A 23,034-nucleotide genomic window follows, 5' to 3' on the forward strand; every position below is an offset into this window, starting at 1 on the left:
GCCCCATGTCGGTCTACGTCTACGCGGTCATGGCGGCCACGCACCCGCTCCGGCTCGACGGAATGGCCGGGGTGGGAGACCCCCCGCGGCCGCTCCGCGTGGTGAAGGGGTCGTCGGTCGCCGCCGTGGTCAGCGACGCGCCGGACGGGCTGCGCGCCAAGCGCCGCGACGTGCTCGCCCACGAGACGGTCCTCGAAGAGCTTATGAGCCAGGCGACCGTGCTCCCACTGCGCTTCGGCGCCCTCGCCCCGGACGACGAGTCCGTCCGCGACACCCTGGAGGAGCGGGCCGACGCCTACCAGGAGCGGCTCGCGGCCCTCCACGGCTGCGCCGAGTTCCACCTGAAGGTCTCCTGCGACGAGGACGTACTGCTGCGCGAAGTGCTGCGGCAGTCCGACGACGCGCGCCGCATGAACGACGAGATCCGGGCCGGACGCGGCGGACAGGAACTGAAGCTGGCGCTCGGCGAGCTCGTCGCCCGCGAGGTCGAGGCCCGCCACGCGTCGTTCGGCTCCGGCATCGTCGAAGCGCTGCGCCCGCTGGCGCGCGAGACCAGGGTGTCGGAGGCGGCCGGGGACGACTTCCTCGGCGCCTCCTTCCTCGTCGAGCGGCCCCGGCAGCAGGAGTTCGCGGCCCGGGAGGCCCAGCTCGCCGAGGAGTACGGCGAGGACTTCGACTTCCGGATCCACGGACCGCTTCCCCCCTACAGCTTCGTCTAGGCGCCATCGGGGCGCCGTCGAGAAGAGGCCATCCGGTCATGGGCGTACTGAGTCAGCTGCTCACCCTCCCGCTCGCCCCCGTGCGGGGCGTGGGCTGGGTGGTGCGCCGGGTCGCCGACGCGGCGGAGCAGGAGTACTACGACGAAGGGCCCGTCATCCGGGCGCTCGCGGAGCTGGAGCGCGAGCTGCTCTCGGGCGGGATCGACCAGGAGACCTTCGACCGGCGGGAGGACGAGCTGCTGGACCGGCTCGACGAGATCCGCCGCTTCCGGGAGGGCACACGATGACGAACATGACGACCGGTGCGGCACTGCTCAGCGGCTACGTGCTGGGACGGACCAAGAAGGGCAAGCTCGCCCTCACGGTGGCGAGCTGGGTGCTCCGGAAGAAGATCGACCCCACCAAGGTCACCTCGCAGATCATGGGGTCGCCCGCCCTGGGGAACCTCGGCGGCCGGATCCGTGAGGAGTTGCTCACGGCCGGCAGGGAGGCCGCCGCCACCGCCGTGGCCGCCCAGGCGGACCGGCTGGCCGACACCCTGCACGAGCGCACCCTCAGCCTCCGCGAGCAGGTCCCGACCCCCGAGCGCGACCGGGGCCGGGACCGGGAGCCGGACCGGGACCAGGAGCCGGACGGGGGCCGGGAGCGCCGGGACCAGAAGCCGGACCGGGACCGGGACCGGGACCGGGAACCCGACCGGGACCGGGAACCCGACCGCGAGCGTACGAAGAGGAGGGCCGAGGAATGACCGGCAGCAGCGGACCCGCGGGCCTGACCGGCGAGGCCGGCAACCGGCTCATCGAGGAACTGCGGCAGTACCTGGAGGCCCGGGCGGAACACGCCGTCACCACCGCCGGAGAGCGCCTCGGTGAGGCGACCCGGCAGCTCGGCAACCCCGGGGGCATGGTGGGCTCGGCTGTGCTGTCGAAGGTGAAGGGTGGCGTGAAGGACCGGGTGTCCGGGCTGCTGGGCCTGGGCGGCAAGGGCGGCCGCAAGGGCGAGACCCGGTCCAAGAGCGTCGTCGTCATCGAGGACGTCGACGTGGGCGTACCCGTACGCCAGGCGTACGACCAGTGGACGCGCTTCCAGGACTTCGGCCGCTTCGCCAAGGGAGTGGTCAACGTGGACCGGACCGACGACACCACCTCGCAGTGGCAGGTGAAGGTCGCCAAGGCCAACCGCAGCTGGAAGGCGACCGTCGTCGAGCAGGTCCCGGACGAGCGGATCGTCTGGAGGTCGGAGGGCGGCAAGGGCACCACCAAGGGAGCGGTCACCTTCCACCCGCTGGGCGACAACCTGACCAAGGTGCTCCTGGTCCTGGAGTACTTCCCGAAGGGGCTGGTGGAGAAGACCGGGAACATCTGGCGCGCCCAGGGCAGGCGCGCCCGTCTCGACCTGAAGCTGTTCCGCAAGTACGTCACCCTCCAGGACGAGCCCGCCGAGGGGTGGCGGGGCGAGATCCGCGACGGCGAGGTGACCGAGGACCGCGGGGAGGACGAGGGGCCGGAGGACCGGGAGGACCGGGGCCAGGAGGGCCAGGAGGGCCAGGAGGATCAGGAGAGCCGGGACGACAGGGACGACCGGGCCGACCGGGACGACCGGGAACCGGAGAACGAGGAGCCGTACGAGCGCGAGAAGAGGTACGACGACGATGCGCCCGAGGACGACGATGCGCGTGACGACGAGACCTACGACGAGTACGAGGAGTTCGAGGACGAACGGCCGCGCCGCGGTGCCCCCTCGCGCCGCTGAACGGCGCCGGATCGAGGCCGGTCGGCCGTGAACGACCCCCTCCCCCGCGACCTCGGCTCCTTCCCCTCCCGCGCGGGATCGCCGTACGGGCAGAGCTCGTCGAGCAACCTGGCCGACATCCTGGAGCGCGTACTGGACAAGGGCATCGTCATCGCGGGGGACATCCGGATCAACCTCCTCGACATCGAGCTCCTGACCATCAAGCTGCGCCTGCTGGTGGCCTCGGTCGACAAGGCCAAGGAGATGGGCATCGACTGGTGGGAACACGATCCCGCGCTCTCGTCGCGGGCGACCGAGCGGCCCGGGCTCGCCGAGGAGAACCGGCGGCTGCGCGAGGAGATCGCGGAGCTGCGCACGGCCCGGCAGTCCCTCTCGGCGGCCGACGAGGAAGTCCGGGGCCGGGGCCGAGAGGACCCGGGCGGCGGGCGGCGCTCCGGAGGCCGGTGATGAGCGGAACGGTCCGCTATCTGTACGGGATCGCCGAGGCGGCACCCGGGCTGTCCGACGGCGTGGCCGGGGTGCGCGGCGTCGGCGGCGCGCCGGTGCGCGCCGTGGCGGACCGGGAAGTGGCCGCGGTCGTCAGCGACGTACCGGCCGCCGACTTCGAGGAGGAGCCGCTCGCCGCCCACCTGGAGGACCTCACCTGGCTGGAGGCCGTGGCCCGGGCCCACCACGGGGTCGTCGACGCGGTGGCGGCCCACACCACCGTGCTGCCGCTGCGGCTGGCCACGGTCTACCGCGACGACGCGGGGGTCCGCGCCATGCTGGCGGCGGGCCGGGCGGAGTTCCTGCCCCGCCTCGCGCGGCTCGCCGGTCATGTGGAGTGGGGCGTCAAGGTCTTCTTCGTGCCTCCGGCGGCCGCTCCCCCGGCGGCCTCGGCCCCGCCCGCCGAGGAGGGGCTGAGCCCGGGCCGGTCCTACCTGCGGACCCGCCGCCACGAACGGCACACCTGGGACAGCGCCTACCGCGAGGCCCTGGCGGCTGCCGAACGCGTCCACACCGCCGCCCGCTCCCGTGCCGTCGAGCACACACGGCACCGGGTGCAGCAGGGGCCGCTGGTGCAGGGGCCGCTCGAGAACATCGCCAACCACGCCTACCTGGTGGCGGCCGAGATGTCCGACGCGTTCCGCGCCGCCGTGGAGGAGGCGGCCGCGGGCACCGAGGTCGTCCACGCCGAGGTCACCGGCCCGTGGGCGCCGTACTCCTTCGCGGCCGCGCCGGCCGCCCCCGGGCGGGAGGCGAGCGCGGGATGACGAGCGCAGGCGGCGTGGAAGGAACGGCGCGGCCGCCCGGCCGGCAGATCGCGCTGATCGACCTGCTGGACCGGCTGCTCACCAGCGGTGTCGTGGTCACCGGCGACATCACGCTGTCCGTCGCCGACATCGACCTCGTACGGATCTCCCTGCGCACCCTGATCGTGTCCATCAGCGCGGAGAACCCGTCCCCCTTCGCGGAGCTCGCCCTGCCGGCGGTCCGAGGCGTCCCGGGTACCGGGCCGGTGCGGGATGTCCGCTGACCCTCGCGGCGGTGCCCCCCACGGGCCCGTCGACCGCTACCAGGAGCTCGCCGACGCGGCGGCGCGCGCCTTCCGGCTGCTCCCCGCCGCACCGCGCGAGCTGCCCCGGTCCGGGCGCGGGCGCCCGTCCGCGCCCACGCACCGGATCAGCACCGATCCCGACACGGTGGAGCGCGACCTGATGAAGCTCGTCCTGACCCTGGTCGAGCTGCTGCGGCAGCTCATGGAGCGGCAGGCCCTGCACCGGGTGGACGCCGGTGACCTCACGGAGGAGCAGGAGGAGCGCCTCGGGACGACGCTCATGCTGCTGCACGACCGGATGACCGAGCTGTGCGCGCGCTACGGCCTGACGATGGCGGATCTGAATCTGGACCTGGGTCCGCTGGGCAGTCTGCTCCCGCCCACGGAGGATCCCTTTTGACCTGATTGGTCAGCGCCGCAGCGGGCAGAAGCGTCACTGGAGGTGACAGACATGGCCACTGGGAAGAAGGCGAAGAACGCCGGCCAGACCGCCAAGGGGAAGGCGAAGGAGGTCGCCGGCAGGGCCGTAGGGAACGAGCGCCTGGAGATGGAGGGCCGGGCGGAGCAGGCCAAGGGTGACGCGAAGCAGACGGCCGAGAAGGCCAAGGACACGTTCAAGCACTGACCCCTGTCCCCACCCTTCCGGTCGCCGGCCGGCGGGAGACCGACCGCTCCTCGCGGTCCTTCTCCCGCCGGCCGCTTCTATGCGAGCGTGTCGACCATGTCCGCGGTGATCGCCCAGCGCTCGTGGTCGCGCCACTCCCCGTCGACGAAGAGGAACGCGGGCGAGAAGCCCTCCAGCCGGAAGCCGGCGCGGCGTACGAGCGCGAGGGAGGCGGCGTTCAGCGGCTGGATGTTGGCCTCCAGCCGGTGCAGGCCCAGCGGACCGAAGGCGTATCGCAGGACCAGCCCGAGCGCCTCGCTCATCAGCCCGCGCCCGGCGGCGTGGGCGAAGGCCCCGTATCCCAGCGCGCCGCTGAGGAAGCCGCCGCGCACGATGTTGTTGATGTTGACGAACCCGGCGATGGCTCCGCCCGCCTCCCGCTCGCAGACCAGGAAGGACTCGCGGTCGCCGCTCTCGATGAGGGGCTGGGCGTAGCGGGCGTACGCGTCGGCGCTCGCGGGCGGGAAGAGCCAGGGCTTGTGGAGGTCCCGGCTCTCTCCGGCCCGCGCGACGAACTCGTCGGCGTCGTCGTACGTCAGGTGGCGCAGGCCCACACGCGGGCCCTCGATCAGATACGGAGAGGCGGAAGAACGGGTGCCATGCATCCGCTCAGGCTAGCCGGGCGATCAAGGGCCCGGGAGTGACGCCTGGCTCGTGCCGAGCGGATCGACTGAGGCCCGGCCGAGACGGCGTGGCCGCCCGCGTACCCGGCGGGGTGCCGGGCAGGCGGGCGGCCACGTGCGCCGCGCGGGTGCTCAGTGGTGGGTGAGGACCACCTGGGGCTCGCCGTCCGCGTCCTCGGACTCCGCCGGGTCCGGGCGCTGGATGAGCAGTGCGGTGACGACACCGATGGCGAGGAGCGCGAGCGCCGCGTACATCGCGTGCTGGTAGCCGGCCTCGGTGACGCCGCCCGCGTCGCTGCCCGCCGTGATCATGGCGGACGCGAGGGCGATGCCGAGCGAGGCCCCGATGCCGAAGCAGGCGCCGTTGAGGCCCGAGAGGGAGCCGGGCTTGTCCTTGGGCGCGGTGGTGACGGCGAGGCCGTTGAGGCCGGTGAGCATGAAGCCGCCGTACGTGACGCCGAGCGCGGCGAGGGCCGCCACCAGGATCCACTCGGTGTGCAGGAACAGGGTGGCGAAGACAAAGATCGCGAAGTTGGCGATCGCGCCGGCGACCACCACCGTGCGCCAGCCGATCTTCGGGCCGAGGCGGCCGGTCAGCGGGGCCGAGACCACGCCGATCAGCTGGATCGGGGTCAGGAACAGGACTGCGGCGGTGACGGCGGAGAGGCCGAGGCCGACGCGCGCGTCCTGGGAGAAGAGCGGGATGGTGAGCGCGATCGCGCCGAAGGCGCCGCCGAGGGTGCAGATGGTGGTGAGCAGCAGCGGCCAGGCGCGGCGCGAGGCGAGCACGTCGAGGTCGATCACCGGGTTGGCGGCGCTCTTCTGCGAGACGACGAAGAAGACGAGGGAGGCGACGCCGCCGAGCAGGAAGCCGAGGGTGAGGGCGGAGGTCCAGCCCCAGGCGGCGCCCTGGGCGAGGCCGACGAGGATGCCGGTGAGGCCGAGGGCGAGGGCGGCGATGCCGCGCGAGTCGAAGCGGGCGTCGGCGTCGGCGGTGGGCGGGACGTCGGGGACGTACCGGCGTACGCCGAGGAGGCCGGCGACGGCGATCAGCGTGGAGCAGACGAAGATGCCGCGGAAGCCGATGGTGTCGGCGATCTGGCCGCCCGCGATGGCGTCGACACCGGCGAGGCCGCCGTTGACGGCGGTGATGATGCCTGCGGCCTTGCCGAAGCCGGCCGGGGTGAGCAGCTGGTTCAGGGTGAGGAAGGCGAGGGTGAACATCGCGGCGGAGACGCCCTGGAGGACGCGGCCCGCGATGAAGATCTCGATGTTCGGCGCGAAGACGCAGAGCAGGTTGCCGACGATCAGGACGACGGCGCAGATCAGCATCATCGGCTTCCGGCCGCGCTGGTCGCTCAGGCGGGCGAGGGTGACCTGGCCGATGGCCGCCATGAGGAAGAACAGCGTCTGGGAGAGGCCGGCCGCCGCGGTGGTGGTGCCGAGGCGCTCGATGACATCGGGCAGTGCGGGGCTGAGCATGGTCGCGTTGATCTGGTAGCCGAGGACGGCGAGGACCATCGCCAGCAGCATGGGGCCGCGCCCCGCCAGATCGGATGTGGCCGCTTCGGCTCCGGAACGCGTCCGGCCGAACGAGATGGACATGTCGGCCCCTTTGCCTTGGATGTCATGTCATGTCGGGAGATCGAAAAAGCGATGCGCATGCTTGTCAGACAAGCATTGCTGACACAGCCTGAGATCTACGCGCGTCGACGTCAAGACCTCCGGGCAAACTTTTGCTGTTTTCCCAGCTCACATGAGAGCGGGCAGGAGGGTGTGGCATTGCTTGCCCGGTCCGGCTCGCATAACTTGCTGACAAGTGAGCCGAGGAGGGGCAGTGGTGGTCAGCGCAGAGCAGCGGAGACCGGTCGTGGTGCTGTACGAGCGGATCGTGGACGCGATCCACGCCGGCACCTATCCGCCCGGCTCCACCCTCCCCTCCGAGCCGAAGCTCGCCGCCGAGCTGGGCGTCAGCCGCCCGGCCCTGCGCGAGGCCCTGCTGCTGCTCCAGGAGGACGGCCTGCTGTCGGTGCGCCGCGGGGTGGGCCGCACCGTCAACGACAGCCCGCCGCGGCGCGGCTTCGAGCACATCCAGCCCCTGGAGGAGCTGATCGGCGCGGGCGCGCCCGTACGCGTACGGGGCCTGCTGCGCACGGTCGAGGAGCCGACGGACTTCACCACCCAGCACCTGCTGGCGCCCGCCCGGGCGGAGCTGCGGTTCTGGGAGTCACTGCTGGCGGCGGACGGTACGGCGGCGGCGCTGAGCCAGGAGTGGGCGGCGGCCGAGGACGTCCTGCAGCGCGTGCACCCGGCCTTCGCCCGGGCCCTGGAGACCCAGCCCGACCCGGTCGGTACGTCGATGCTGGCAGTGCTGACCGGCGCCTCGCGCGGCGTGCCGCTGACGGCGCACAGCACCGTGACGGCGACGCTCGTCGGCCAGCGGCGGGGCGAGCAGCTGGCCCGCTCGGCCGACACCCCGGCGGTGCTGGTCACCCAGGTGGTGCGGGTGAACGACACCCCGGTCATGGCGGCCAAGCACATGCTCCCGACGGGCGCGGCGGCGCTGCCGGTCCTCCAGTCGTCCTGAGAGCACCCGGGCACCCGCGCCCGGCCCGCCCGGCGCCGGCACCGCTGTCACCCGCGTCACGGCGCCGCCCCGCCTTCGTGGCGTACACTCCCGCCCCATGCACTTGTCTGACAACCTCCCCGCCGCTTCCCCCGCTCCCGCCGACTGGATCGTGCGCGCCCCCAAGGCCGTCCTCCACGACCACCTGGACGGCGGCCTGCGCCCCGCGACGATCATCGAGCTGGCCCGCGACTGCGGTTACACCGGCCTGCCGACCGAGGACCCGGCCGAGCTGGCCGTGTGGTTCCGGGACGCCGCCGACTCCGGGTCGCTGGAGCGCTACCTGGAGACGTTCGCCCACACCTGTGCGGTGATGCAGACCCGCGAGGCGCTGTTCCGCGTCGCGGCCGAGTGCGCCGAGGACCTGGCGGCGGACGGCGTGGTCTACGCCGAGGTGCGGTACGCCCCGGAGCAGCACCTCGCCGCCGGCCTCACCCTGGACGAGGTCGTGGAGGCGGTGAACGACGGCTTCCGCGAGGGCGAGCGCCGCGCCGACGGCCGCATCACCGTCGGCACGCTGCTGACGGGCATGCGCCACACGGACCGCTCGCTGGAGATAGCCGAGCTGACCGTCGCGCACCGCGAGCGCGGCGTGGCGGGCTTCGACATCGCGGGCGGCGAGATCGGCAACCCGCCGGCCCGCCACCTGCCCGCCTTCCAGCACCTCAAGCGGCACAACTGCCACTTCACCATCCACGCGGGCGAGGCCGTCGGCGCCGAGTCCATCCACGAGGCGGTGCAGGTCTGCGGCGCCGAGCGGATCGGCCACGGCGTCCGGATCACCGACGACATCGCCGAGGACGGCACGCTCGGCCACCTGGCCGCGTACGTCCGCGACAACCGCATCGCCCTGGAGGTCTGCCCGACCTCCAACCTGCAGACGGGCGCCGCGAAGGACTACGCCACGCACCCCATCGACCAGCTGCGCCGCCTCGGCTTCCGCATCACGCTGAACACCGACAACCGCCTGGTCTCCGGCACCACGATGAGCCGGGAGTTCCAGCACATGGCGGACGCCTTCGGTTACGGGCCCGAGGTCTTCGAGGAGTTCACGGTCGCCGCCGTCGAGGCCGCGTTCCTGCCGCTGCCGGAGCGCCGCCGCCTCATCGACGAGGTGATCCGCCCGGGTTACGCGGCCCTCTGAACCGGCCACGGCGAGGTTGTGCAGGTGGGCGACGGTCCGGACCGCGTGGTCCGGGCCGTCGCCGCACGGCGTTGTCCTCTCGTTCCGCCTCGCGGCCGGTTACCATCGGTGCCGTAGCCGTGTCCTGCGTCCGGCCGCCGAGAAGACCACGCGACTCAGCTGGAGCGCTCACTCGTCATGACGCCCGAACGCCCCGGGAACGCCCTTCCCTTCCTGCTTCTCACGGCTTTCCGCGTGCTGATCGACGAGCTCCACGCCCGCCTCGCCGAGGTGGGGCACCCTGATCTGCGCCCGGCTCATGGCTTCGCGATGCAGATGATCAGCCGAGGCGGGAGCATCTCCGACCTCGGGCGGAGGCTGGGCGTGTCCAAGCAGGCCGCCAGCAAGACGGTGGCCGGGCTGGAGAGCCTCGGTTACGTGCAGCGCAGGCCCAGTGACCTGGACCAGCGGCAGATCGAGGTGTTCCTCACGCCCCGGGGCGTCGACGCCCTCACGGCGTCGGGCGAGATCCTCAACCAGTTGCGGGCCGAATGGGCGGACACGGTGGGCGAACGGGAGATGCTCCTCGTCGAGGACGTCCTGGCCCAGGTCGGTGGCCACGACGGACTGGACCGGTTCGTGGGGTGGCTGGGCGCCTGACGCGACGCCAGCCTGCGCCGGCTCCGCCATGACGCGAAGTGCCCGTACGACTCGTCGTGGTGAGCCGTACGGGCACGGGATGGGGCGCGGGTCAGACGCAGGGTGGCCCGTCTCATACGGCACCTTTCCTCGGGTTCGTCATGTCAGTTCCTGGTCAGTCCCGGTCAGTGCCCGGTCAGTGCTTGCCGTGCCACTCGAACGCCTTGAACGGCTCGTCCACAGGCGCCTCGGTCATGCGGTTCGCGTAGGTCGAGATGGTGTAGACGCCGAGCCCGAGGACCACTTCGAGGGCGTTGCGGCGCGTGTAGCCGGCGTCGAGGAAGCTCTGCATGACCTCGGGGGCGACGTTGCCGTGGCCCTCCATCACGGCCAGCGTGAACACCCGGATGGCCTCCAGCTTCGGGTCCTCCAGAGGCGTGCGCGTGCGCAGCGCTTCGATCAGGCCCTGGTCGGCGCCCTGCCGGGTGAGCATCGCGGAGTGCATCGCCACGCAGTAGTGGCACTCCACCGTGGTGGCCATGGTGAGGATGAGGACTTCACGCTCAAGCGGGCTCAGCGTGGTCTTGTTGAACAGCCCGTTGCCCGTCATGAAGCCTTCCAGCAGCTCCGGCGACTCGGCCATGAGGGCGACCGGGGCGGGGACGAACCCGAAGCCCTTGGCGGTGTTCTCGATGATGGGTCGCGCCTTCTCGGGGGCCGAGTCGATGTCGTGGCGGGTGAACTCGCTCATGATGACGTCCTTTCGGGACGGTGTTGGCCGGATGACGGGTTCGCCTTCCGGAAGTCGGGGATGTCCCAGGCCGCGCGGACCAGCGAGGTGAGGGCCTCGATCCGGTCCGGCCTGAGCACCGAGTAGTGGTCGCCGTCGAGGACGTGGACGGTCACCGGCCCGGACAGGTGCTCCGCCCACGCCGCCGTCACCTCCTCGGTGGCACCCTCGCGGGCGCGGATCAGGACGGCGGGCACCGTGTAGGTGCCCGGCCGGTGGGCCGCGAGAGCACGGGCGTTGGCGGTGAAGCGGGACAGCAGCGCGTCGAGGGTCTCGTCGTCGGTGTCGACGCCCAGCAGCCCGCACCCGCGGAGCCGTTCGGTCACGGCGTGCACGGGGTCGTCGGCCTGCTCCGGGTCGAAGCCCGCCAGGGGGTCGGGGACCCCGGCCACCTGAGCGACGTCCCGGGCGAACCAGGCGAGCAGGTCCGCGTGGGACGGCTCGTCCGTCCGTGCGTCGGGGTGCTCCATGAGGTCGAGTGCGATGACCGGCGCCACGGTGAGGCCTCGGGCGGACAGGCGTTCGGCGACCTCCAGGGCGAGCACCCCGCCCATCGACCAGCCGGCGATCCGCACCTCGGGCCCGGTGGCGTCCGCGGCGATCGCGTCGGCGTAGAGGTCGGCGAGCCCGGACAGTCCGGACAGTCCGGCCAGTCCGGTCCCGGAGGCCGGCCCGTCAGGCACCTGGACGCCGGTCACCGGACCCCCGAGCAGGCGGGCCACGTCGCGGTAGCACATCACGTCACCGCCGACGGGATGGATCCAGTACGAGGTGGGGCCGGTGCCGCCGGACGCCATCGGCACCAGCGTCGTACGCCCCGCCCGGCCGTCGCGGACGGCCTCGGCCATGGCGGCGACCGTGGAGTGGGTGAACAGCACGGAGAGCGGGAGCGTGGCGCCGAGGCCCTTGCGCACGCGGGACATCAGCCGCACGCCGAGGAGGGAGTTCCCGCCCAGTGCGAAGAAGTCGTCGTCCCTGCCGACGGGCGGGTTGGGCAGCAACTCCGCCCACACCTCGGCCAGGAAGCGTTCGATGTCGTCGCGCGGCGCCTCGGCGGCCGGCCGGGTGCCGGACTCCTGGGCGTACGCCTCCAGCGCGCCGCGGTCGACCTTGCCGTTGGCGGTGACCGGCAGGGCGTCCAGTCCGATGATCCGTCGCGGGACCATGTACGCCGGGAGCTGGGCGTGCACTTCCCGCTCCAGGGCGTCCAGCGGGGGTGCCCCGGAGTCGCGGACGACGCCCGGCCAGGCCGGTGCGCGGCAGCGAGGACGCCTCGACGGCCTCCCAGCACACTTCGAGGAACAGCCGCTGCACGGGGTCCAGGTCCGCCGTCTCGCGCGGGGTGAGATGGAAGAACCGGTGATCGAACGCGTCGAGTCCCTGCCGGAGATAGCCCGCGTGGGGAAGGGACGCGCCGGCCTCCGGGAACCGGTCGGGCGGCGGCGGACCGATGGCCTCCGCGCCGGCGGTCACCAAGTCCCACAGCTCCGCGAGGGAGTCGGCGCCCGGGAGCCGTACGGCCATGGAGACCACGGCCACCGGCTCGGCCGTGTGCCCGCCCAAGGACCGCTTCGCACTCGGCGGTTCGGGCTCCTCGGTCTCTCCCGCCGCTGCGGCGGCGAGGCCGTTCACCGTAGGGTGGGCCCACAGCAGGGCTATGGGCAAGGAGCCCCCCAGATACTGCCCCAGACGGCCGATCAGAGCGGCGGCGGCCTGGGAGCCGAGGCCGAGCGAGGAGAACGTCGCCGTGCGGTCGACTTGCGCCTCGGGCAGGGCGAGTTCCTCACCGAGCTGAGCGGCCAGCCAGTCCGCGATGTCGTTCGCGTCCGGACGCGCTGATGGAGCAGACAATCGAACACCCCCCGTGATCGTCAACTCGGTTGACCATATAGCGCCGATCGCCTCCGACGAAAGCGGAATACGCGGCCGCGGTGTCGGAGGGAGCGTCGAACGTGGTCCGTCGTGCGGATGTTTTATCGCCTCCCCCCGGACCACCGCGGTGACCTGCGGTCATGTGGGGCGGCGGGCAGCGGAAGCTCTCCCCCCGGCCACATGCCGCACCTCTGCTGTGTCCTCTGTCACACTCCTGCCCGCAGGCTCGGAACCGGCAGCCAAGGCCCGCACCAGGAATGGCCGGGCGTCAACGTGCACAACCGGGGCGGCTCGGTGCGGGCCCATCCACGGCGAGCGGTCCAGCCAGGTCTGCGCGGCGTCAGACGTCGTACCCCTGCGCCGCCAGCCACCGGTGCACGGCGGCCTTGTCGGCGACGGTCACGCGCACCGGGCCCCGCCGGGCGGGGCCCTCGTCCCTGTTGAAGGCCGTCTCGGTCACGCGCGCCGTGACCCAGTCGGCCAGCTCCCGGGCGGCATCGGGGGACAGCCGCCCCTGCTCCCAGCCGCGCCGCGCCTCCTCGGCGGCGCGCGGCTCGAACCGCGCGGCCTCCTCCAGCCATACGGGTACCAGGCGCTCGGCGACCTCTTCGTCGGTTTGGCTCATGGTGACAGGGTGACCGCCCGGCCCACCGGCCATACCCGGGTGCGCCCGAACGGAGTCCCGCGAGGCACCCCGCGAGGCCTCATCGCAGCGCCGGCACCTCCAGCGTCAGCGTGCCCGCCTCCGCGTCCAGGACGGCGGGCACGCCCAGCGGCACCGTGAGGTTCGTCGGGCCGTGCCCGAAGCCAAGCTCCTCGACGACCGGCACGCCGAGCCCGGCCAGCCGGTCGCACAAGGTCGCGCGGACCGCTGCGTACGGGCCGCAGTCCTGCCAGGAGCCGAGGGCGACGCCCGAGACGCCGTCCAGCCACCCGGCGCGCAGCAGCTGCGTGAGCGCGCGGTCCAGACGGTACGGCTCCTCGCCGGTGTCCTCCAGGAGCAGCAGGCCGCCCCGCGCGGACGGCCGCGCCCCGGGCGTGCCGAGCTCGGCGGCGAGAAGGGTGAGGCAGCCGCCCAGGGTCACGCCCCGCGTCCGGCCCGGCACCAGGGGGCGGGCGGTCTCCAGCCCCAGGGTGCGTACGGACTCGGGCTCGAAGAGCGTGGCGCGCAGCGACTCCTGCGTACGCGTGTCGTGCAGGAACGTGACGGCGGCGGCCATCGGGCCGTGCAGCGTGGCGAGGCCCCGTACGGCGAACGCCTCGTGGAGCGCGGTCACATCGCTGTAGCCGGCGAACACCTTGGGCCCGGCCGCGCGCATCGCCGCCCAGTCGACCAGGTCCACCATGCGCTGGGCGCCGTAACCGCCGCGCGCGCAGATCACCGCCGCGACGGACGGGTCGCACCAGGCCCGCGTCAGGTCGCGGGCGCGTGCGGCGTCGTCCCCCGCCAGGTAGCCCAGGTGCCGGTCGAGGACATGAGGCGCCACCACCGGATCGAGGCCCCAGCCGCGCAGGATGTCCAGCCCCGCCCGGAGCCGCTCCTCGGCCACCGGGCCGCTGGGCGCGACGATCGCGACGCGGTCCCCGGGCCTCAGCCGGTGCGGCCGCTCCAACGGCCGTATGCGTTCCGTCACTTCCGCAGCTCCAGCAGCGGCACGTCGAAGCGGGTCACGCCGAAGACCTGGACGTACAGCGCGAGTTCGGACTCCAGCGCCCGCGTCATGGTGTCGGCCCGCCGGAAGCCGTGCCCCTCCCCCTCGAAGGCGAGGTACGTGTGCGGCACCCCACGCCCCGCCATCCGAGCCAGGAAACGTTCCGTCTGGGCAGGCGGGCAGACGACGTCGTCGAGCCCCTGGAGCAGCAGGAACGGCGCGGTGATCCGCTCGGTCAGCTCGATCGGCGCGCGCTCGCGGTAGCGGCCGGGCACGTCACCGGGCGGGCCGATCAGCGACTCCAGGTAGCGCGACTCGAGGTCGTGGGTCTCCTCGGCCCAGCCTTCCAGGTCGAGGACGGGGTAGAGGAGCGTGCCGCAGGCGTAGACGTCGGTGACGGCGAGCGAGACGGCGGCGGTCCAACCGCCCGCGCTGCCGCCGCGGATCGCGAGGCGGGCCGGGTCGGCGGTGCCCTCGGCGGCGAGCGCCTCGGCGACGGCCGCGCAGTCCTCGACGTCCAGCACGCCCCACTGCTCGCGCAGCCGCTCGCGGTAGGCGCGCCCGTAGCCGGTGGAGCCGCCGTAGTTGACCTCGGCGACGCCGATGCCGCGCGAGGTGAAGTACGCGATCTCCAGGTCGAGGACGAGCGGGGCGCGGTCGGTGGGGCCGCCGTGCGCCCACACCACGAAGGGCGGCAGCTCGTCGTCGGGGGCGCTGCGGTCCGGGTTGTGCGGCGGGTAGATGTGGGCGTGGATCTCGCGGTTGTCGGGGCCGGTGAAGGTGCGGATCTGCGGTTCGGGGTAGTACGCGGGGTCGACGGGGTCGTCGTGCGCGGAGCCGATGACCCGGGCCCGGCCCGTGCCGGTGTCGAGCTCGACGACCTCGTACGCGCTGCGCGGGCTGGCCGCGACGCCGATGACGCGACTGCCGTGGGCGGCGAGGGTGGGCGCCCACTCGGTCCAGGGCCCGGCGGCGTCGACGAGTTCGCCGGTCTCGGGGTCGAGTATGCCGAGGGCGGTGGCGCCCCTGCCGTGGATGACGGCGACGAGGCCGCTGTCGAGCGGGTGGAACCAGCTCAGGCCCACCTTCCACAACGGCCCGCCGAACTCCTCCGCGGGGCCGGTGCACAGGGCGACCGGCTCCGACGAGCCGGACCGCAGCCGGTACGGCTCCCACCAGCCGCGCCGGTCGGAGACGTACAGCAGCGACCCGTCTGCCGCCCAGTCGGCCTGGCAGACCGACTCGTCGCCGCCGCCCGCGACCCGCCGTACGCCCGTGAAGGGCCCGTCCTCGCCCACCTCGCCGGTCATCAGGAGCGTGCCGTCCCACGGCATGTTCGGGTGGTCCCAGGCGAGCCACGCGACGCGGCGCCCGTCCGGCGAGAGGCGGGGTCCGGTGACGAACCGGTGCCGTCCGTCGGTGAGTTCGCGTACGGCGGCCCGGTCGCCGGCGGCCGACCCGTCGAGGGGGACGGCCGCGACGACGCGCCGCACCTCCCCCGGCCCCTCGCCGGTGAACTCCTCCAGGACGCACCACACCTCGCCGCGCTCCGGGTGGACGACGGGGTCGGCCCAGCGCAGCCCGCCGCCGACCGGGGAGAGGGGCGTGAGGGGGCGCGGCGGGGTGTCGCCGCCGGGTTCGTACGCGTACAGCCGCTGGTCCGGGAAGTGGCTGAAGACCACCATCGGCCCGGTCTCCCGCACCGTCCCCGCCCACGGCCGGCCGCCGTACTCGACGACCCGGGTGCGGACGTTCCAGGGGGCGGGCAGCACCGGCTGCTCGGTGCCGTCGGCGCGCCGGCGCACCAGGGCGCGCCGGCCGCCCTCGGTGGGCCGGGGCTCGGTCCACCACACCTCGTCGCCGACCACGCCGACGTACTCGGGACGGCCGTCGTGCGCGGCGGCGAGCGAGGCGTCGATGGGTGACGGCCAGGTTCCGTAAGCCCCCGTGGGTACCATTCCGGGTGCTCCCCCTCTGTACGGTCGTTACGCGGTCTGCAGATAGCGGTCGAGGACGCGGATGCCGAAGTGGAGCGCCTCGATGGGGACGCGCTCGTCGACGCCGTGGAAGAGCGCCTGGTAGTCGAAGCCGATGGGGAGCCTCAGCGGTGAGAAGCCGTAGCCGGTGATGCCGAGGCGGGCGAAGTGCTTGGCGTCCGTGCCGCCGGACATGCAGAACGGCACGACGTGCGCGTCCGGGTCGAAGTGCAGCAGGGCGGCGCGCAACTTGGCGTACGTGGGCGAGTCGACGGGTGCCTGGAGGGCGATCTCCCGGTGCTGGAACTCCCACTCGACGTCCGGACCGGTGAGCCGGTCCATGGTCGCGGCGAACTCGTCCTCGCCGCCGGGGACGAACCGCCCGTCGACGTGGGCGGTGGCGGTCCCCGGGATCACGTTCACCTTGTAACCGGCGTGCAGCATCGTCGGGTTGGCGCTGTTGCGGACGGTCGGCTCGACGAGGGCGGCGGCGCGGCCCAGCTTCGCGAGCAGCGCGTCCGCGTCGAAGTCGGGCGCGTCGACGTCGGCCTCGATGCCGTACAGGGCGGCGATCTCGGTGAGGGCCGCGCGCACGGTGGGCGTGAGGCGGACGGGCCACTGGTGCTCGCCGATGCGGGCGACGGCCGCCGCGACGCGGCTGACGGCGTTCTCCCGGTTGACCTTGGAGCCGTGGCCGGCCCGGCCCTCGGCGGTGAGCTTCACCCAGCCGGTGCCGCGCTCCCCCGCCCCGATGGGGTAGAGGGCGAGATCGGGCCCGGCGTGGAAGGTGTAGGCGCCGGACTCGCCGATGCCCTCGGTGCAGCCCTCGAAGAGGTGCGCCTGGTGGCGGGCCAGGTAGCCGGCGCCGTCGATGGCGCTGGCCTCCTCGTCGGCGGTGTACGCGATGACGATGTCGCGGCGCGGCCGGATGCCGTGGCGCGCCCACTCGCGGACGACCGCCAGGATCATCGCGTCCATGTTCTTCATGTCGACGGCGCCCCGGCCCCACACCAGCCCGTCGCGGACCTCGCCGGAGAAGGGGTGCACGTCCCAGTCGTCGGCGTCGGCGGGGACGACGTCGAGGTGGCCGTGGACGAGGAGCGCGTCGGCGGACGGGTCGGTGCCCTCGATCCGCGCCACCACGTTGGTGCGGCCGGGCGTGCGCTCCAGGAGGGCCGGCTCCAGCCCGGCCTCGGCGAGCTTCTCGGCGACGTACTCCGCGGCGGGCCGCTCCCGGCAGTCACCGCTGCCCCGGTTGGTGGTGTCGATCCGGATGAGCTCGGAGGTGAAGGCCACCACCTCGTCGAGCGCCTCGGAGTCGGTGTCGAAGGGCCCGTTCGCCGGGGTGCCCTGGGACGTCACGTCAGCCATACTGCTCCTCCACCGCGGCCGAGACGATCGTGGTGACCGCCTTGAAGGCGCGGATGCCCTCGTACATCGTCTCGCTGGTGTACGCCACGCGCCGCTCGCCGCTCACCGCCACGCCGGGTACGACGGTGGCGGCGGCCGCGAGGTGCTCGGCGTCGAACTCCAGCTCCACCGTGAACGGCCCGCCGCGCACCGGTTTGTACCGTACGGCGAGAGCGGTCGCCTCTTTGGCCGCGGCGCGGATGTCGGCGGCCGTACGGGTGGGGGTGCGGCACACGGCGGCGTACCGCGACACGTGGTCCTTGACGGCGACCTTGCGGGCCTCGGGCGCGTACCCGAGGGCGTCGTCGCAGGTCAGGTCGTCGCCGGTGACGAGGATGACGGGTACGCCGTACTCGGCGACGACATGGGCGTTGAGCAGGCCCTCGCTCGCGCGTACGCCGTTGAGCCAGACGCCGGTGATGGAGTTGGCGAGGTAGGTGTGGGCGAGGACGCCCTCGCTGCCGGCGCCCGTGTGGTAGCCGACGAAGGCGACTCCGTCGACGTCGCCGTGCTGGACGCCCTCCACCATGGACAGCGACTTGTGGCGGCCGGTGATCATTTCGGCGCGCTCGTCGAGCCGTTCCAGCAGCAGGTTGCGCATCGTCCAGTGGGCTTCGTTGATCAGGACGCTGTCGGCGCCGCCGTCGAAGAAGCCGAGGACCGCGGCGTTCACGTCGGAGGTGAACAGGGCGCGGCAGCGTTCCCACTGGGGGGTTCCCGGCAGCACGTCGGCCGGCCAGGTGACGCCGGTGGCGCCCTCCATGTCGGCGCTGATGAGGATCTTCAAGCCCACTGGCGTGCCGCTCCGTTCCGTGGTCCGTTCGGTCGTGCTTCCGTGCTGCGTTCCGTCGTGCGTACCGTGCTGCGTTCCCTGGTGCGTTCCGTGCTCCGTGGGGCGGAGAAGTCCGACCCTACCGACCGTCCCGGGGCGGGAAACAGACCCTGCGGGCCGCATGTCACGGGCGCCGGCGGGTACCCCGGGCGGCGGGAGAGGGGCTCGGCCGGGCCGGACGACGGAGGTGTGGGCCATGACGACGGCATCGCGGACCGCCCGTATCGACGCCGGTGACGCGACCCTGGTCGGCGACCTGGCGGTGCCGGCGGACGCGCGGGGCGTGGTGGCCTTCGCCCACGGCAGCGGCAGCTCGCGGCACAGCCCCCGCAACCGGGCGGTCGCGGAGGCGCTCCGGGAGGCGGGGCTCGGCACCCTGCTCCTCGACCTCCTCACGCAGCAGGAGGAGCGCGTCGACATGATGACGGCCGAGCTGCGCTTCGACATCCCGCTGCTGGGGCGGCGCGTGACCGCGACGGTGGACTGGCTGGGCAGGGAGCCGGGCACGGCCGGGCTGCCGGTGGGGCTGTTCGGCGCGAGCACCGGGGCCGCCGCGGCGCTGGTGGCGGCCGCCGAGCGGCCGGCCGGCGTCCGGGCCGTGGTGTCGCGGGGCGGGCGCCCGGACCTGGCGGGCGAGCAGGTGCTGCCCGCCGTGCGCGCGCCGGTCCTGCTGGTGGTGGGCGGCGAGGACGATGTGGTGCTGCGGCTGAACGAGGAGGCCGCCGAGCGGCTGAGGGCCCCGTACCGCATCCACGTCGTGCCGGGTGCCACGCACCTGTTCGAGGAGCCGGGCGCGCTGGAGGAGGTCGCCGTGGCGGCGCGGGACTGGTTCGGCCAGATGGCCGTGCCGGGCGCCGCGCCGGACGGGCCGTGAGGGGAGTGAGGGAGCCGTGCTTCTGCGGAACCGCACCGAGGCCGGGCGCGAGCTCGCCGCCCGGCTCGCCGACCGGCAGCGCGAGGGCGGGCTGACGGATCCGGTGGTGCTGGCCCTGCCCCGCGGCGGGGTGCCGGTCGCCGTCGAGATCGCCAAGGCGCTGGGCGCGCCGCTGGACGTGCTCGTCGTCCGCAAGATCGGCGCGCCGTTCAATCCGGAGCTGGGCGTCGGCGCGGTGGCCGGGGACGCGCCGCCGCTGTACGACCAGCGGACGCTGGCCATGCTGGACCTGACGGAGGACCGCCTCGGGCCGACGGTGGCGCGCGAGCGGACCGAGCTGCACCGGCGGGAGGACCTCTACCGGGGCGGCCGGCCGATGCCGGACGTCCACGGCCGTACGGTCGTCGTGGTGGACGACGGCCTGGCCACCGGTGTCACCGCCCGCGCGGCGCTGCGCTCCGCGCGGGGCCTGGAGCCGGCCGAGCTGATCATGGCCGTGCCGGTGTGCTCCCGCGAGGCGGCGGAGCTGGTGGGCGCGGAGGCCGACGAGCTGATCTGGCTGCACCAGCCGCGGCCGTTCTCCTCGGTGGGCCAGTGGTATCTGGACTTCGACCAGGTGAGCGATGACGAGGTGGTCAGGACGCTGAGTGCGGCGCGCGCGGATGCGCGGGACCGGGGGTCGTCGGACGATGGATGACGTGATCGGAGAAGACAGGACGACGAGCGCGGCGGCGGCCGTGGACGCGGCCCGGCGGGCCCTGGTGTCGACCGGGACGTACGCGATGGAGCCGGCCGAGGTGTCGGCGTGCGTCGGGACGGACGGGGACGGCTGGGCGCGGTTCGCCGCCCACTGGGACGACCTGGCGCCGGACCCGTACGCGGCCGAGAGCGGCACGGTGCGCCTGCGCCGCTACGGCACCTTCGCCCTGACGCGCGACGGACGGCTGACCCCGCGGCCGCACGACGCGTTCGTCCAGCCGGAGGCCTCCAACCCGATGTACGTCGGCGTGGACCGGCACTTCGAGCCGCTGACCGACGCGTTCACCGCCGACCCCCTGCTGGCGTCCCTGATCAGGATGCTCGGCCGGGTGGCCGGGTGTCTGGACGACCGGGACGAGTGGCAGGTGAAGGTGCACCCGTTCCGCGTGCTCGCCTCCGCCGGGCAGGACGGTCGGCCCACGCCCGAGGGGCGGCACCGCGACGGCGTCACGCTCGTCACCTCGCTGCTGATCGGCCGCGAGAACGCCGCGGGCGGCGCCAGCTCCGTGTACGGCGAGGACGGCGAGCACCTCCTGACGACGACGCTCGGCGAACCGGGCAGCCTGCTGCTGGGCGACGACCGGCGCACCCTGCACGAGGTGTCTCCGATCCGCCCGCTCGCCCCCGAGCGGCCCGCGCGCCGCGACGTCCTGGTGACGACGCTGCTTCCGCCGGGCTGAGGCCGTACGCCTTGGGCCCACAGGGTCACGGCCCGTCCTCCGGGCACGTCTCGCCAACCAGGCCCTCCACCACCGCGCCCAGGCGCGGCTCGGCGGCGAAGCGGGACCGCTGGCGCTCGGCACCGGACCCGCGCAGCTCCAGCCGCCGCAGGAAGGCCGTGACCTCCCCCTCGTCCCCGTACGCGCGCAGTGCGGGGCGTACGTGCTCCAGGAGGTTGCGCGCCTGGACGGACGAGGGCAGCACGCGCCCGGTCGGCGCGTCGACGCCGTGGCCCGGCCAGCCGTCCCGCGCGGCGCGCCAGTACGCCGCGCGCAGCAGCTCCGCGCCGGTGCGCGGCCCGGGATCGCCGGCCGCCGCGCGCCGGGCGGCCGTCACGACGAGCGCCCTGATCAGGGCGGTGAGCGCCACCGTGTCGTCCACGTCGGACAGGACGTCCATGGTGCGGACCTCGAGCGTCGGCAGGCGCGGGTTGGGCCGGATGTCCCAGAAGGGCATCCCGGGCTCCAGCATCGCCTCGGTGGCGGCCATGGCGGTGGCGAGCCGCTCGTACTCGGTGAGCGACTCGGCGTACGGCGGCGGACCGAGGCACGGGAAGCGGCCGCGGATCACGGAGCGCCAGCTGGCGTAGCCGGTGTCCCGTCCCCGGTGGAAGGGCGAGTTCGCGCTCATCGCGACGAGCAGCGGCAGCCAGGGCCGCAGGTGGTTGCCGACGAGGACGGCCGTCTCGCGGTCGGGCAGGTGGACGTGGGCGTGGAAGGCGCAGACGGCGAAGTCGTCGAGCATCGCGCGGTACTGCCATGCGCCCGCCCGGTAGCGCGGGTGGTCGCCGAGATCGGCGCGCCCGCCGTCGCCGCCGATGACCGGCGTGCCGGACGCGCACAGGCGCAGGCCCTCGGCCCGCGCGGCGGCGGCCAGGCCCGCGCGGACGCCGCGCAGCTGGGCGCGGAGCTCGTCCATGCGGTGGCAGGGCTCGGTCCGCCCCTCGACCTGGTATTCCGTGAACTCGCCCGAGGCGGCGTGCCCGAGCCGGGGTGCGGCGCGTGCGACCACGCGCGTACCGGCCGCCGCGGCCTCGCCGCTGTCCGGGCGGACGAGGAAGAACTCCTCCTCGACGCCGACGGTGGGCGGTTCACCGAATTCCTGGTCCTTCACGGATCCAGGATCACGCCGTCGTGCGGCGTTGTCCCCTTCAGACGGCCAGTTCCAGCCGGTCCAGCAGCTCCGCGCGGTGCAGGTCCGCTATCGGTGCGAGCAGGTCGGGGTGGCGCAGCAGTGCGGCGGCGCGGCGGTCGTGCTCGTCGGGGGTGACCAGCCGGCGGAAGTCGACGGGCGCCCCGGACAGGCGGCCGCAGGCGGCCAGCGCCTCCATGGCGGTCGCGGCCAGCCCCGGGGTGGAGAGCAGGACGGCGGCCCAGCTGGCGACGACCTCGTCGACCCAGGTGCGCCAGGCGTCTCCGGCGGCGTCGTCCGCGCCGGTGATCCAGTCGAGCCGGGCCGAGCCGCCGGGTCCGGCGATGGCGACGAGCGCGGCGTCGAGGTCGGTGGGGTAGCGCAGCCACGCCGCGACGGTCACCGCCTGTCGCGCCTGTACGCCGGCGAGGGCGGTCTCCAGCGCGCCGCTGCCGGACGGGTAGGCGCGGGTCAGCCACTGCGCGGTCGCCGTGATGAGCGGGGTGAGGTGGTCTGCGGTCACGCCGGAACGCTATCGCCGCCATTCGCGGCGACAAATGGCGTGGCTCACGGGAAGTGCGTGGCTTGAACCACATCATGGGCATCCGAATTCCCGCACAGGCGCGCAGAGGAGTGAGGTCATGGGACACGGCGGAGACGTGATCGCGGAGCTGACCAGCGACCACGAGGAGGTGGAGGAACTCTTCAGCACCATCGAGGAGCTGCCGTCCGGTGACGAACAGCGGAAGCAGTACGCGGACCAGGTCACGATGGAGCTGGTCCGGCACTCGGTGGCGGAGGAGGAGTACCTCTACCCGGCGGTGCGCGAGCACATCACCGGGGGTGACGCCCTCGCCGACAAGGAGCTCCGCGACCACGCCGCCGCCGAGCAGACCATGAAGGACCTGGAGGGCTGCGCGGCGGACGACCCCCGCTTCGACATGCTGATGAACAAGCTGATGACGGAGATCCGGGCGCACATCGTGGACGAGGAGAACAACCTCTTCCCGCGGCTGCGGGAGGCGTGCTCGCCCGAGATGCTGATGGAGCTGGGCGACAAGGTGCGCCAGGCGAAGAAGACGGCCCCGACCCGTCCGCACCCCTCGGCGCCGGACAAGCCCCCGGCCAACAAGCTCCTCGCCCCGGGTGCCGGGATGGTGGACCGCCTCCGCGACATGATGACCGGCCGCGGCAAGAGCTGAGCCGAGCGAGCTGAGGGCCGCCCGGTGGATCACCCGGCGGCCCTCAGCACGTCCCCCGCCGTAGGGGGCGTCGGGGACCAGAGCCGCCCATTCCGCACGGGTGAGGGGGGCGGGCACGCGGCGGCAGAGGGCC

The 23,034-nt window shown here is 73.6% G+C and carries 27 protein-coding genes and 1 pseudogene; 16 read left to right on the forward strand and 12 right to left on the reverse strand.

Annotated elements, in window-relative coordinates; all coding sequences use genetic code 11:
- Positions 1 to 5: 5 nt before the first annotated feature.
- The 9 genes from ABZX67_RS23280 to ABZX67_RS23320 are packed head-to-tail and all read left to right on the forward strand — an operon-like array spanning position 6 to position 4,633.
- Entirely contained in the window at positions 6 to 719 is a 714-nt protein-coding gene (locus ABZX67_RS23280; RefSeq protein ID WP_355363166.1) for a GvpL/GvpF family gas vesicle protein, read from the forward strand.
- Between the two features lie 38 nt (positions 720 to 757).
- Complete coding sequence (locus tag ABZX67_RS23285) at positions 758 to 1,006, forward strand: gas vesicle protein GvpG (protein ID WP_355363168.1); 249 nt, start codon at positions 758 to 760, stop codon at positions 1,004 to 1,006.
- On the forward strand, positions 1,003 to 1,467 hold the full coding sequence (locus ABZX67_RS23290; RefSeq protein ID WP_355363170.1) for a hypothetical protein: 465 nt from the start codon (positions 1,003 to 1,005) through the stop codon (positions 1,465 to 1,467). Before ABZX67_RS23285 ends, ABZX67_RS23290 begins: the two co-directional genes overlap by 4 nt.
- Positions 1,464 to 2,471 carry an SRPBCC family protein gene (locus ABZX67_RS23295; RefSeq protein ID WP_355363172.1) on the forward strand — a complete coding sequence of 336 codons (1,008 nt, stop codon included), beginning with the start codon at positions 1,464 to 1,466 and terminating at the stop codon, positions 2,469 to 2,471. Before ABZX67_RS23290 ends, ABZX67_RS23295 begins: the two co-directional genes overlap by 4 nt.
- Positions 2,472 to 2,498: 27 nt before the next feature.
- A complete protein-coding gene (locus ABZX67_RS23300) occupies positions 2,499 to 2,918 on the forward strand; it encodes a gas vesicle protein (RefSeq protein ID WP_355363174.1) in 420 nt (139 codons plus the stop codon).
- On the forward strand, positions 2,918 to 3,724 hold the full coding sequence (locus ABZX67_RS23305) for a GvpL/GvpF family gas vesicle protein (protein ID WP_355363176.1): 807 nt from the start codon (positions 2,918 to 2,920) through the stop codon (positions 3,722 to 3,724). Before ABZX67_RS23300 ends, ABZX67_RS23305 begins: the two co-directional genes overlap by 1 nt.
- Positions 3,721 to 3,987, forward strand: a complete 267-nt coding sequence (locus ABZX67_RS23310) for a gas vesicle protein (RefSeq protein ID WP_355363178.1) — start codon at positions 3,721 to 3,723, stop codon at positions 3,985 to 3,987. Before ABZX67_RS23305 ends, ABZX67_RS23310 begins: the two co-directional genes overlap by 4 nt.
- Positions 3,977 to 4,408: a gas vesicle protein K gene (locus tag ABZX67_RS23315; protein WP_355363180.1), complete on the forward strand. Its 432-nt coding sequence runs from the start codon at positions 3,977 to 3,979 to the stop codon at positions 4,406 to 4,408. The genes ABZX67_RS23310 and ABZX67_RS23315 overlap by 11 nt, the downstream gene beginning before the upstream one ends.
- 51 nt (positions 4,409 to 4,459) lie before the next feature.
- Positions 4,460 to 4,633: a CsbD family protein gene (locus ABZX67_RS23320; protein WP_355363182.1), complete on the forward strand. Its 174-nt coding sequence runs from the start codon at positions 4,460 to 4,462 to the stop codon at positions 4,631 to 4,633.
- A gap of 77 nt (positions 4,634 to 4,710) precedes the next feature.
- Here the strand turns inward: ABZX67_RS23320 and ABZX67_RS23325 are convergent, their stop codons facing one another.
- Together ABZX67_RS23325 and ABZX67_RS23330 are read right to left on the reverse strand one after the other, a co-directional pair.
- A complete protein-coding gene (locus tag ABZX67_RS23325; RefSeq protein ID WP_355363184.1) occupies positions 4,711 to 5,277 on the reverse strand; it encodes a GNAT family protein in 567 nt (188 codons plus the stop codon).
- Between the two features lie 150 nt (positions 5,278 to 5,427).
- Positions 5,428 to 6,900, reverse strand: coding sequence for an MFS transporter (locus tag ABZX67_RS23330; protein WP_355363186.1), 1,473 nt, complete (start codon positions 6,898 to 6,900; stop codon positions 5,428 to 5,430).
- A 232-nt stretch (positions 6,901 to 7,132) separates the two neighbouring features.
- Here ABZX67_RS23330 and ABZX67_RS23335 point away from each other — a divergent pair, with 232 nt between their 5' ends.
- From ABZX67_RS23335 to ABZX67_RS23345, 3 genes are all read left to right on the forward strand, one after another.
- Positions 7,133 to 7,882: a GntR family transcriptional regulator gene (locus tag ABZX67_RS23335; RefSeq protein WP_355363188.1), complete on the forward strand. Its 750-nt coding sequence runs from the start codon at positions 7,133 to 7,135 to the stop codon at positions 7,880 to 7,882.
- Positions 7,883 to 7,979: 97 nt separating this feature from the next.
- The gene (locus tag ABZX67_RS23340; RefSeq protein WP_355363190.1) at positions 7,980 to 9,065 is read left to right on the forward strand and encodes an adenosine deaminase; all 1,086 of its coding nucleotides are present in this window, start codon (positions 7,980 to 7,982) and stop codon (positions 9,063 to 9,065) included.
- A gap of 177 nt (positions 9,066 to 9,242) precedes the next feature.
- Entirely contained in the window at positions 9,243 to 9,704 is a 462-nt protein-coding gene (locus ABZX67_RS23345; protein ID WP_355363192.1) for a MarR family transcriptional regulator, read from the forward strand.
- Positions 9,705 to 9,879: 175 nt separating this feature from the next.
- Here ABZX67_RS23345 and ABZX67_RS23350 read toward each other — a convergent pair whose 3' ends face one another.
- From ABZX67_RS23350 to ABZX67_RS23385, 8 genes and pseudogenes are all read right to left on the reverse strand, one after another.
- The gene (locus ABZX67_RS23350) at positions 9,880 to 10,434 is read right to left on the reverse strand and encodes a carboxymuconolactone decarboxylase family protein (protein WP_355363194.1); all 555 of its coding nucleotides are present in this window, start codon (positions 10,432 to 10,434) and stop codon (positions 9,880 to 9,882) included.
- Positions 10,431 to 11,663, reverse strand: coding sequence for a thioesterase domain-containing protein (locus tag ABZX67_RS23355; protein WP_355363196.1), 1,233 nt, complete (start codon positions 11,661 to 11,663; stop codon positions 10,431 to 10,433). The genes ABZX67_RS23350 and ABZX67_RS23355 overlap by 4 nt, the downstream gene beginning before the upstream one ends.
- A 58-nt stretch (positions 11,664 to 11,721) precedes the next feature.
- Positions 11,722 to 12,468, reverse strand: a pseudogene (locus ABZX67_RS23360) (beta-ketoacyl synthase N-terminal-like domain-containing protein); the annotation flags it as partial.
- 217 nt (positions 12,469 to 12,685) lie between these two features.
- Positions 12,686 to 12,970: a hypothetical protein gene (locus ABZX67_RS23365; RefSeq protein ID WP_355363198.1), complete on the reverse strand. Its 285-nt coding sequence runs from the start codon at positions 12,968 to 12,970 to the stop codon at positions 12,686 to 12,688.
- 79 nt (positions 12,971 to 13,049) lie between these two features.
- On the reverse strand, positions 13,050 to 13,979 hold the full coding sequence (locus ABZX67_RS23370) for an LD-carboxypeptidase (RefSeq protein ID WP_355363200.1): 930 nt from the start codon (positions 13,977 to 13,979) through the stop codon (positions 13,050 to 13,052).
- Positions 13,976 to 15,955, reverse strand: a complete 1,980-nt coding sequence (locus ABZX67_RS23375; protein WP_355363202.1) for a prolyl oligopeptidase family serine peptidase — start codon at positions 15,953 to 15,955, stop codon at positions 13,976 to 13,978. Before ABZX67_RS23375 ends, ABZX67_RS23370 begins: the two co-directional genes overlap by 4 nt.
- A 27-nt stretch (positions 15,956 to 15,982) precedes the next feature.
- Positions 15,983 to 17,344, reverse strand: a complete 1,362-nt coding sequence (locus tag ABZX67_RS23380) for a M20/M25/M40 family metallo-hydrolase (protein WP_355363204.1) — start codon at positions 17,342 to 17,344, stop codon at positions 15,983 to 15,985.
- On the reverse strand, positions 17,337 to 18,170 hold the full coding sequence (locus tag ABZX67_RS23385) for a M55 family metallopeptidase (protein ID WP_355363206.1): 834 nt from the start codon (positions 18,168 to 18,170) through the stop codon (positions 17,337 to 17,339). Before ABZX67_RS23385 ends, ABZX67_RS23380 begins: the two co-directional genes overlap by 8 nt.
- A 241-nt stretch (positions 18,171 to 18,411) precedes the next feature.
- Here ABZX67_RS23385 and ABZX67_RS23390 point away from each other — a divergent pair, with 241 nt between their 5' ends.
- Genes ABZX67_RS23390 through ABZX67_RS23400 form a run of 3 tightly spaced genes read left to right on the forward strand, consistent with a single transcriptional unit; the run spans position 18,412 to position 20,528 of the window.
- Positions 18,412 to 19,089 (forward strand): alpha/beta family hydrolase, encoded by a 678-nt coding sequence (locus ABZX67_RS23390; protein ID WP_355363208.1) that lies wholly within the window; start codon positions 18,412 to 18,414, stop codon positions 19,087 to 19,089.
- Positions 19,090 to 19,105: 16 nt separating this feature from the next.
- Entirely contained in the window at positions 19,106 to 19,786 is a 681-nt protein-coding gene (locus ABZX67_RS23395; RefSeq protein WP_355363210.1) for a phosphoribosyltransferase, read from the forward strand.
- Positions 19,779 to 20,528, forward strand: a complete 750-nt coding sequence (locus ABZX67_RS23400; RefSeq protein ID WP_355363212.1) for a 2OG-Fe dioxygenase family protein — start codon at positions 19,779 to 19,781, stop codon at positions 20,526 to 20,528. Before ABZX67_RS23395 ends, ABZX67_RS23400 begins: the two co-directional genes overlap by 8 nt.
- 25 nt (positions 20,529 to 20,553) lie before the next feature.
- On the opposite strand, the gene ABZX67_RS23405 is transcribed toward ABZX67_RS23400, so the two are convergent.
- Together ABZX67_RS23405 and ABZX67_RS23410 are read right to left on the reverse strand one after the other, a co-directional pair.
- Positions 20,554 to 21,681 carry a glutamate--cysteine ligase gene (locus ABZX67_RS23405; RefSeq protein WP_355363214.1) on the reverse strand — a complete coding sequence of 376 codons (1,128 nt, stop codon included), beginning with the start codon at positions 21,679 to 21,681 and terminating at the stop codon, positions 20,554 to 20,556.
- A 37-nt stretch (positions 21,682 to 21,718) separates the two neighbouring features.
- Complete coding sequence (locus ABZX67_RS23410) at positions 21,719 to 22,222, reverse strand: hypothetical protein (protein ID WP_355363216.1); 504 nt, start codon at positions 22,220 to 22,222, stop codon at positions 21,719 to 21,721.
- 118 nt (positions 22,223 to 22,340) lie between these two features.
- On the opposite strand from ABZX67_RS23410, the gene ABZX67_RS23415 reads away from it, so the two are divergent.
- On the forward strand, positions 22,341 to 22,901 hold the full coding sequence (locus ABZX67_RS23415) for a hemerythrin domain-containing protein (RefSeq protein WP_355363218.1): 561 nt from the start codon (positions 22,341 to 22,343) through the stop codon (positions 22,899 to 22,901).
- Positions 22,902 to 23,034 lie beyond the last annotated feature (133 nt).

The sequence above is a fragment of the Streptomyces sp. NPDC003036 genome (assembly GCF_040611175.1).
Lineage (GTDB): Bacteria > Actinomycetota > Actinomycetes > Streptomycetales > Streptomycetaceae > Streptomyces.

Excerpts from the sequence above, each read along its gene's own strand:
- ABZX67_RS23280 (WP_355363166.1), top strand. The coding sequence starts at position 6 with ATGTCGGTCTACGTCTACGCGGTCATGGCGGCCACGCACCCGCTCCGG.
- ABZX67_RS23285 (WP_355363168.1), top strand. The coding sequence starts at position 758 with ATGGGCGTACTGAGTCAGCTGCTCACCCTCCCGCTCGCCCCCGTGCGG.
- ABZX67_RS23290 (WP_355363170.1), top strand. The coding sequence starts at position 1,003 with ATGACGAACATGACGACCGGTGCGGCACTGCTCAGCGGCTACGTGCTG.
- ABZX67_RS23295 (WP_355363172.1), top strand. The coding sequence starts at position 1,464 with ATGACCGGCAGCAGCGGACCCGCGGGCCTGACCGGCGAGGCCGGCAAC.
- ABZX67_RS23305 (WP_355363176.1), top strand. The coding sequence starts at position 2,918 with ATGAGCGGAACGGTCCGCTATCTGTACGGGATCGCCGAGGCGGCACCC.
- ABZX67_RS23310 (WP_355363178.1), top strand. The coding sequence starts at position 3,721 with ATGACGAGCGCAGGCGGCGTGGAAGGAACGGCGCGGCCGCCCGGCCGG.
- ABZX67_RS23315 (WP_355363180.1), top strand. The coding sequence starts at position 3,977 with ATGTCCGCTGACCCTCGCGGCGGTGCCCCCCACGGGCCCGTCGACCGC.
- ABZX67_RS23320 (WP_355363182.1), top strand. The coding sequence starts at position 4,460 with ATGGCCACTGGGAAGAAGGCGAAGAACGCCGGCCAGACCGCCAAGGGG.
- ABZX67_RS23325 (WP_355363184.1), bottom strand. The coding sequence starts at position 5,277 with ATGCATGGCACCCGTTCTTCCGCCTCTCCGTATCTGATCGAGGGCCCG.
- ABZX67_RS23330 (WP_355363186.1), bottom strand. The coding sequence starts at position 6,900 with ATGTCCATCTCGTTCGGCCGGACGCGTTCCGGAGCCGAAGCGGCCACA.
- ABZX67_RS23340 (WP_355363190.1), top strand. The coding sequence starts at position 7,980 with ATGCACTTGTCTGACAACCTCCCCGCCGCTTCCCCCGCTCCCGCCGAC.
- ABZX67_RS23345 (WP_355363192.1), top strand. The coding sequence starts at position 9,243 with ATGACGCCCGAACGCCCCGGGAACGCCCTTCCCTTCCTGCTTCTCACG.
- ABZX67_RS23350 (WP_355363194.1), bottom strand. The coding sequence starts at position 10,434 with ATGAGCGAGTTCACCCGCCACGACATCGACTCGGCCCCCGAGAAGGCG.
- ABZX67_RS23365 (WP_355363198.1), bottom strand. The coding sequence starts at position 12,970 with ATGAGCCAAACCGACGAAGAGGTCGCCGAGCGCCTGGTACCCGTATGG.
- ABZX67_RS23375 (WP_355363202.1), bottom strand. The coding sequence starts at position 15,955 with ATGGTACCCACGGGGGCTTACGGAACCTGGCCGTCACCCATCGACGCC.
- ABZX67_RS23380 (WP_355363204.1), bottom strand. The coding sequence starts at position 17,344 with ATGGCTGACGTGACGTCCCAGGGCACCCCGGCGAACGGGCCCTTCGAC.
- ABZX67_RS23390 (WP_355363208.1), top strand. The coding sequence starts at position 18,412 with ATGACGACGGCATCGCGGACCGCCCGTATCGACGCCGGTGACGCGACC.
- ABZX67_RS23400 (WP_355363212.1), top strand. The coding sequence starts at position 19,779 with ATGGATGACGTGATCGGAGAAGACAGGACGACGAGCGCGGCGGCGGCC.
- ABZX67_RS23415 (WP_355363218.1), top strand. The coding sequence starts at position 22,341 with ATGGGACACGGCGGAGACGTGATCGCGGAGCTGACCAGCGACCACGAG.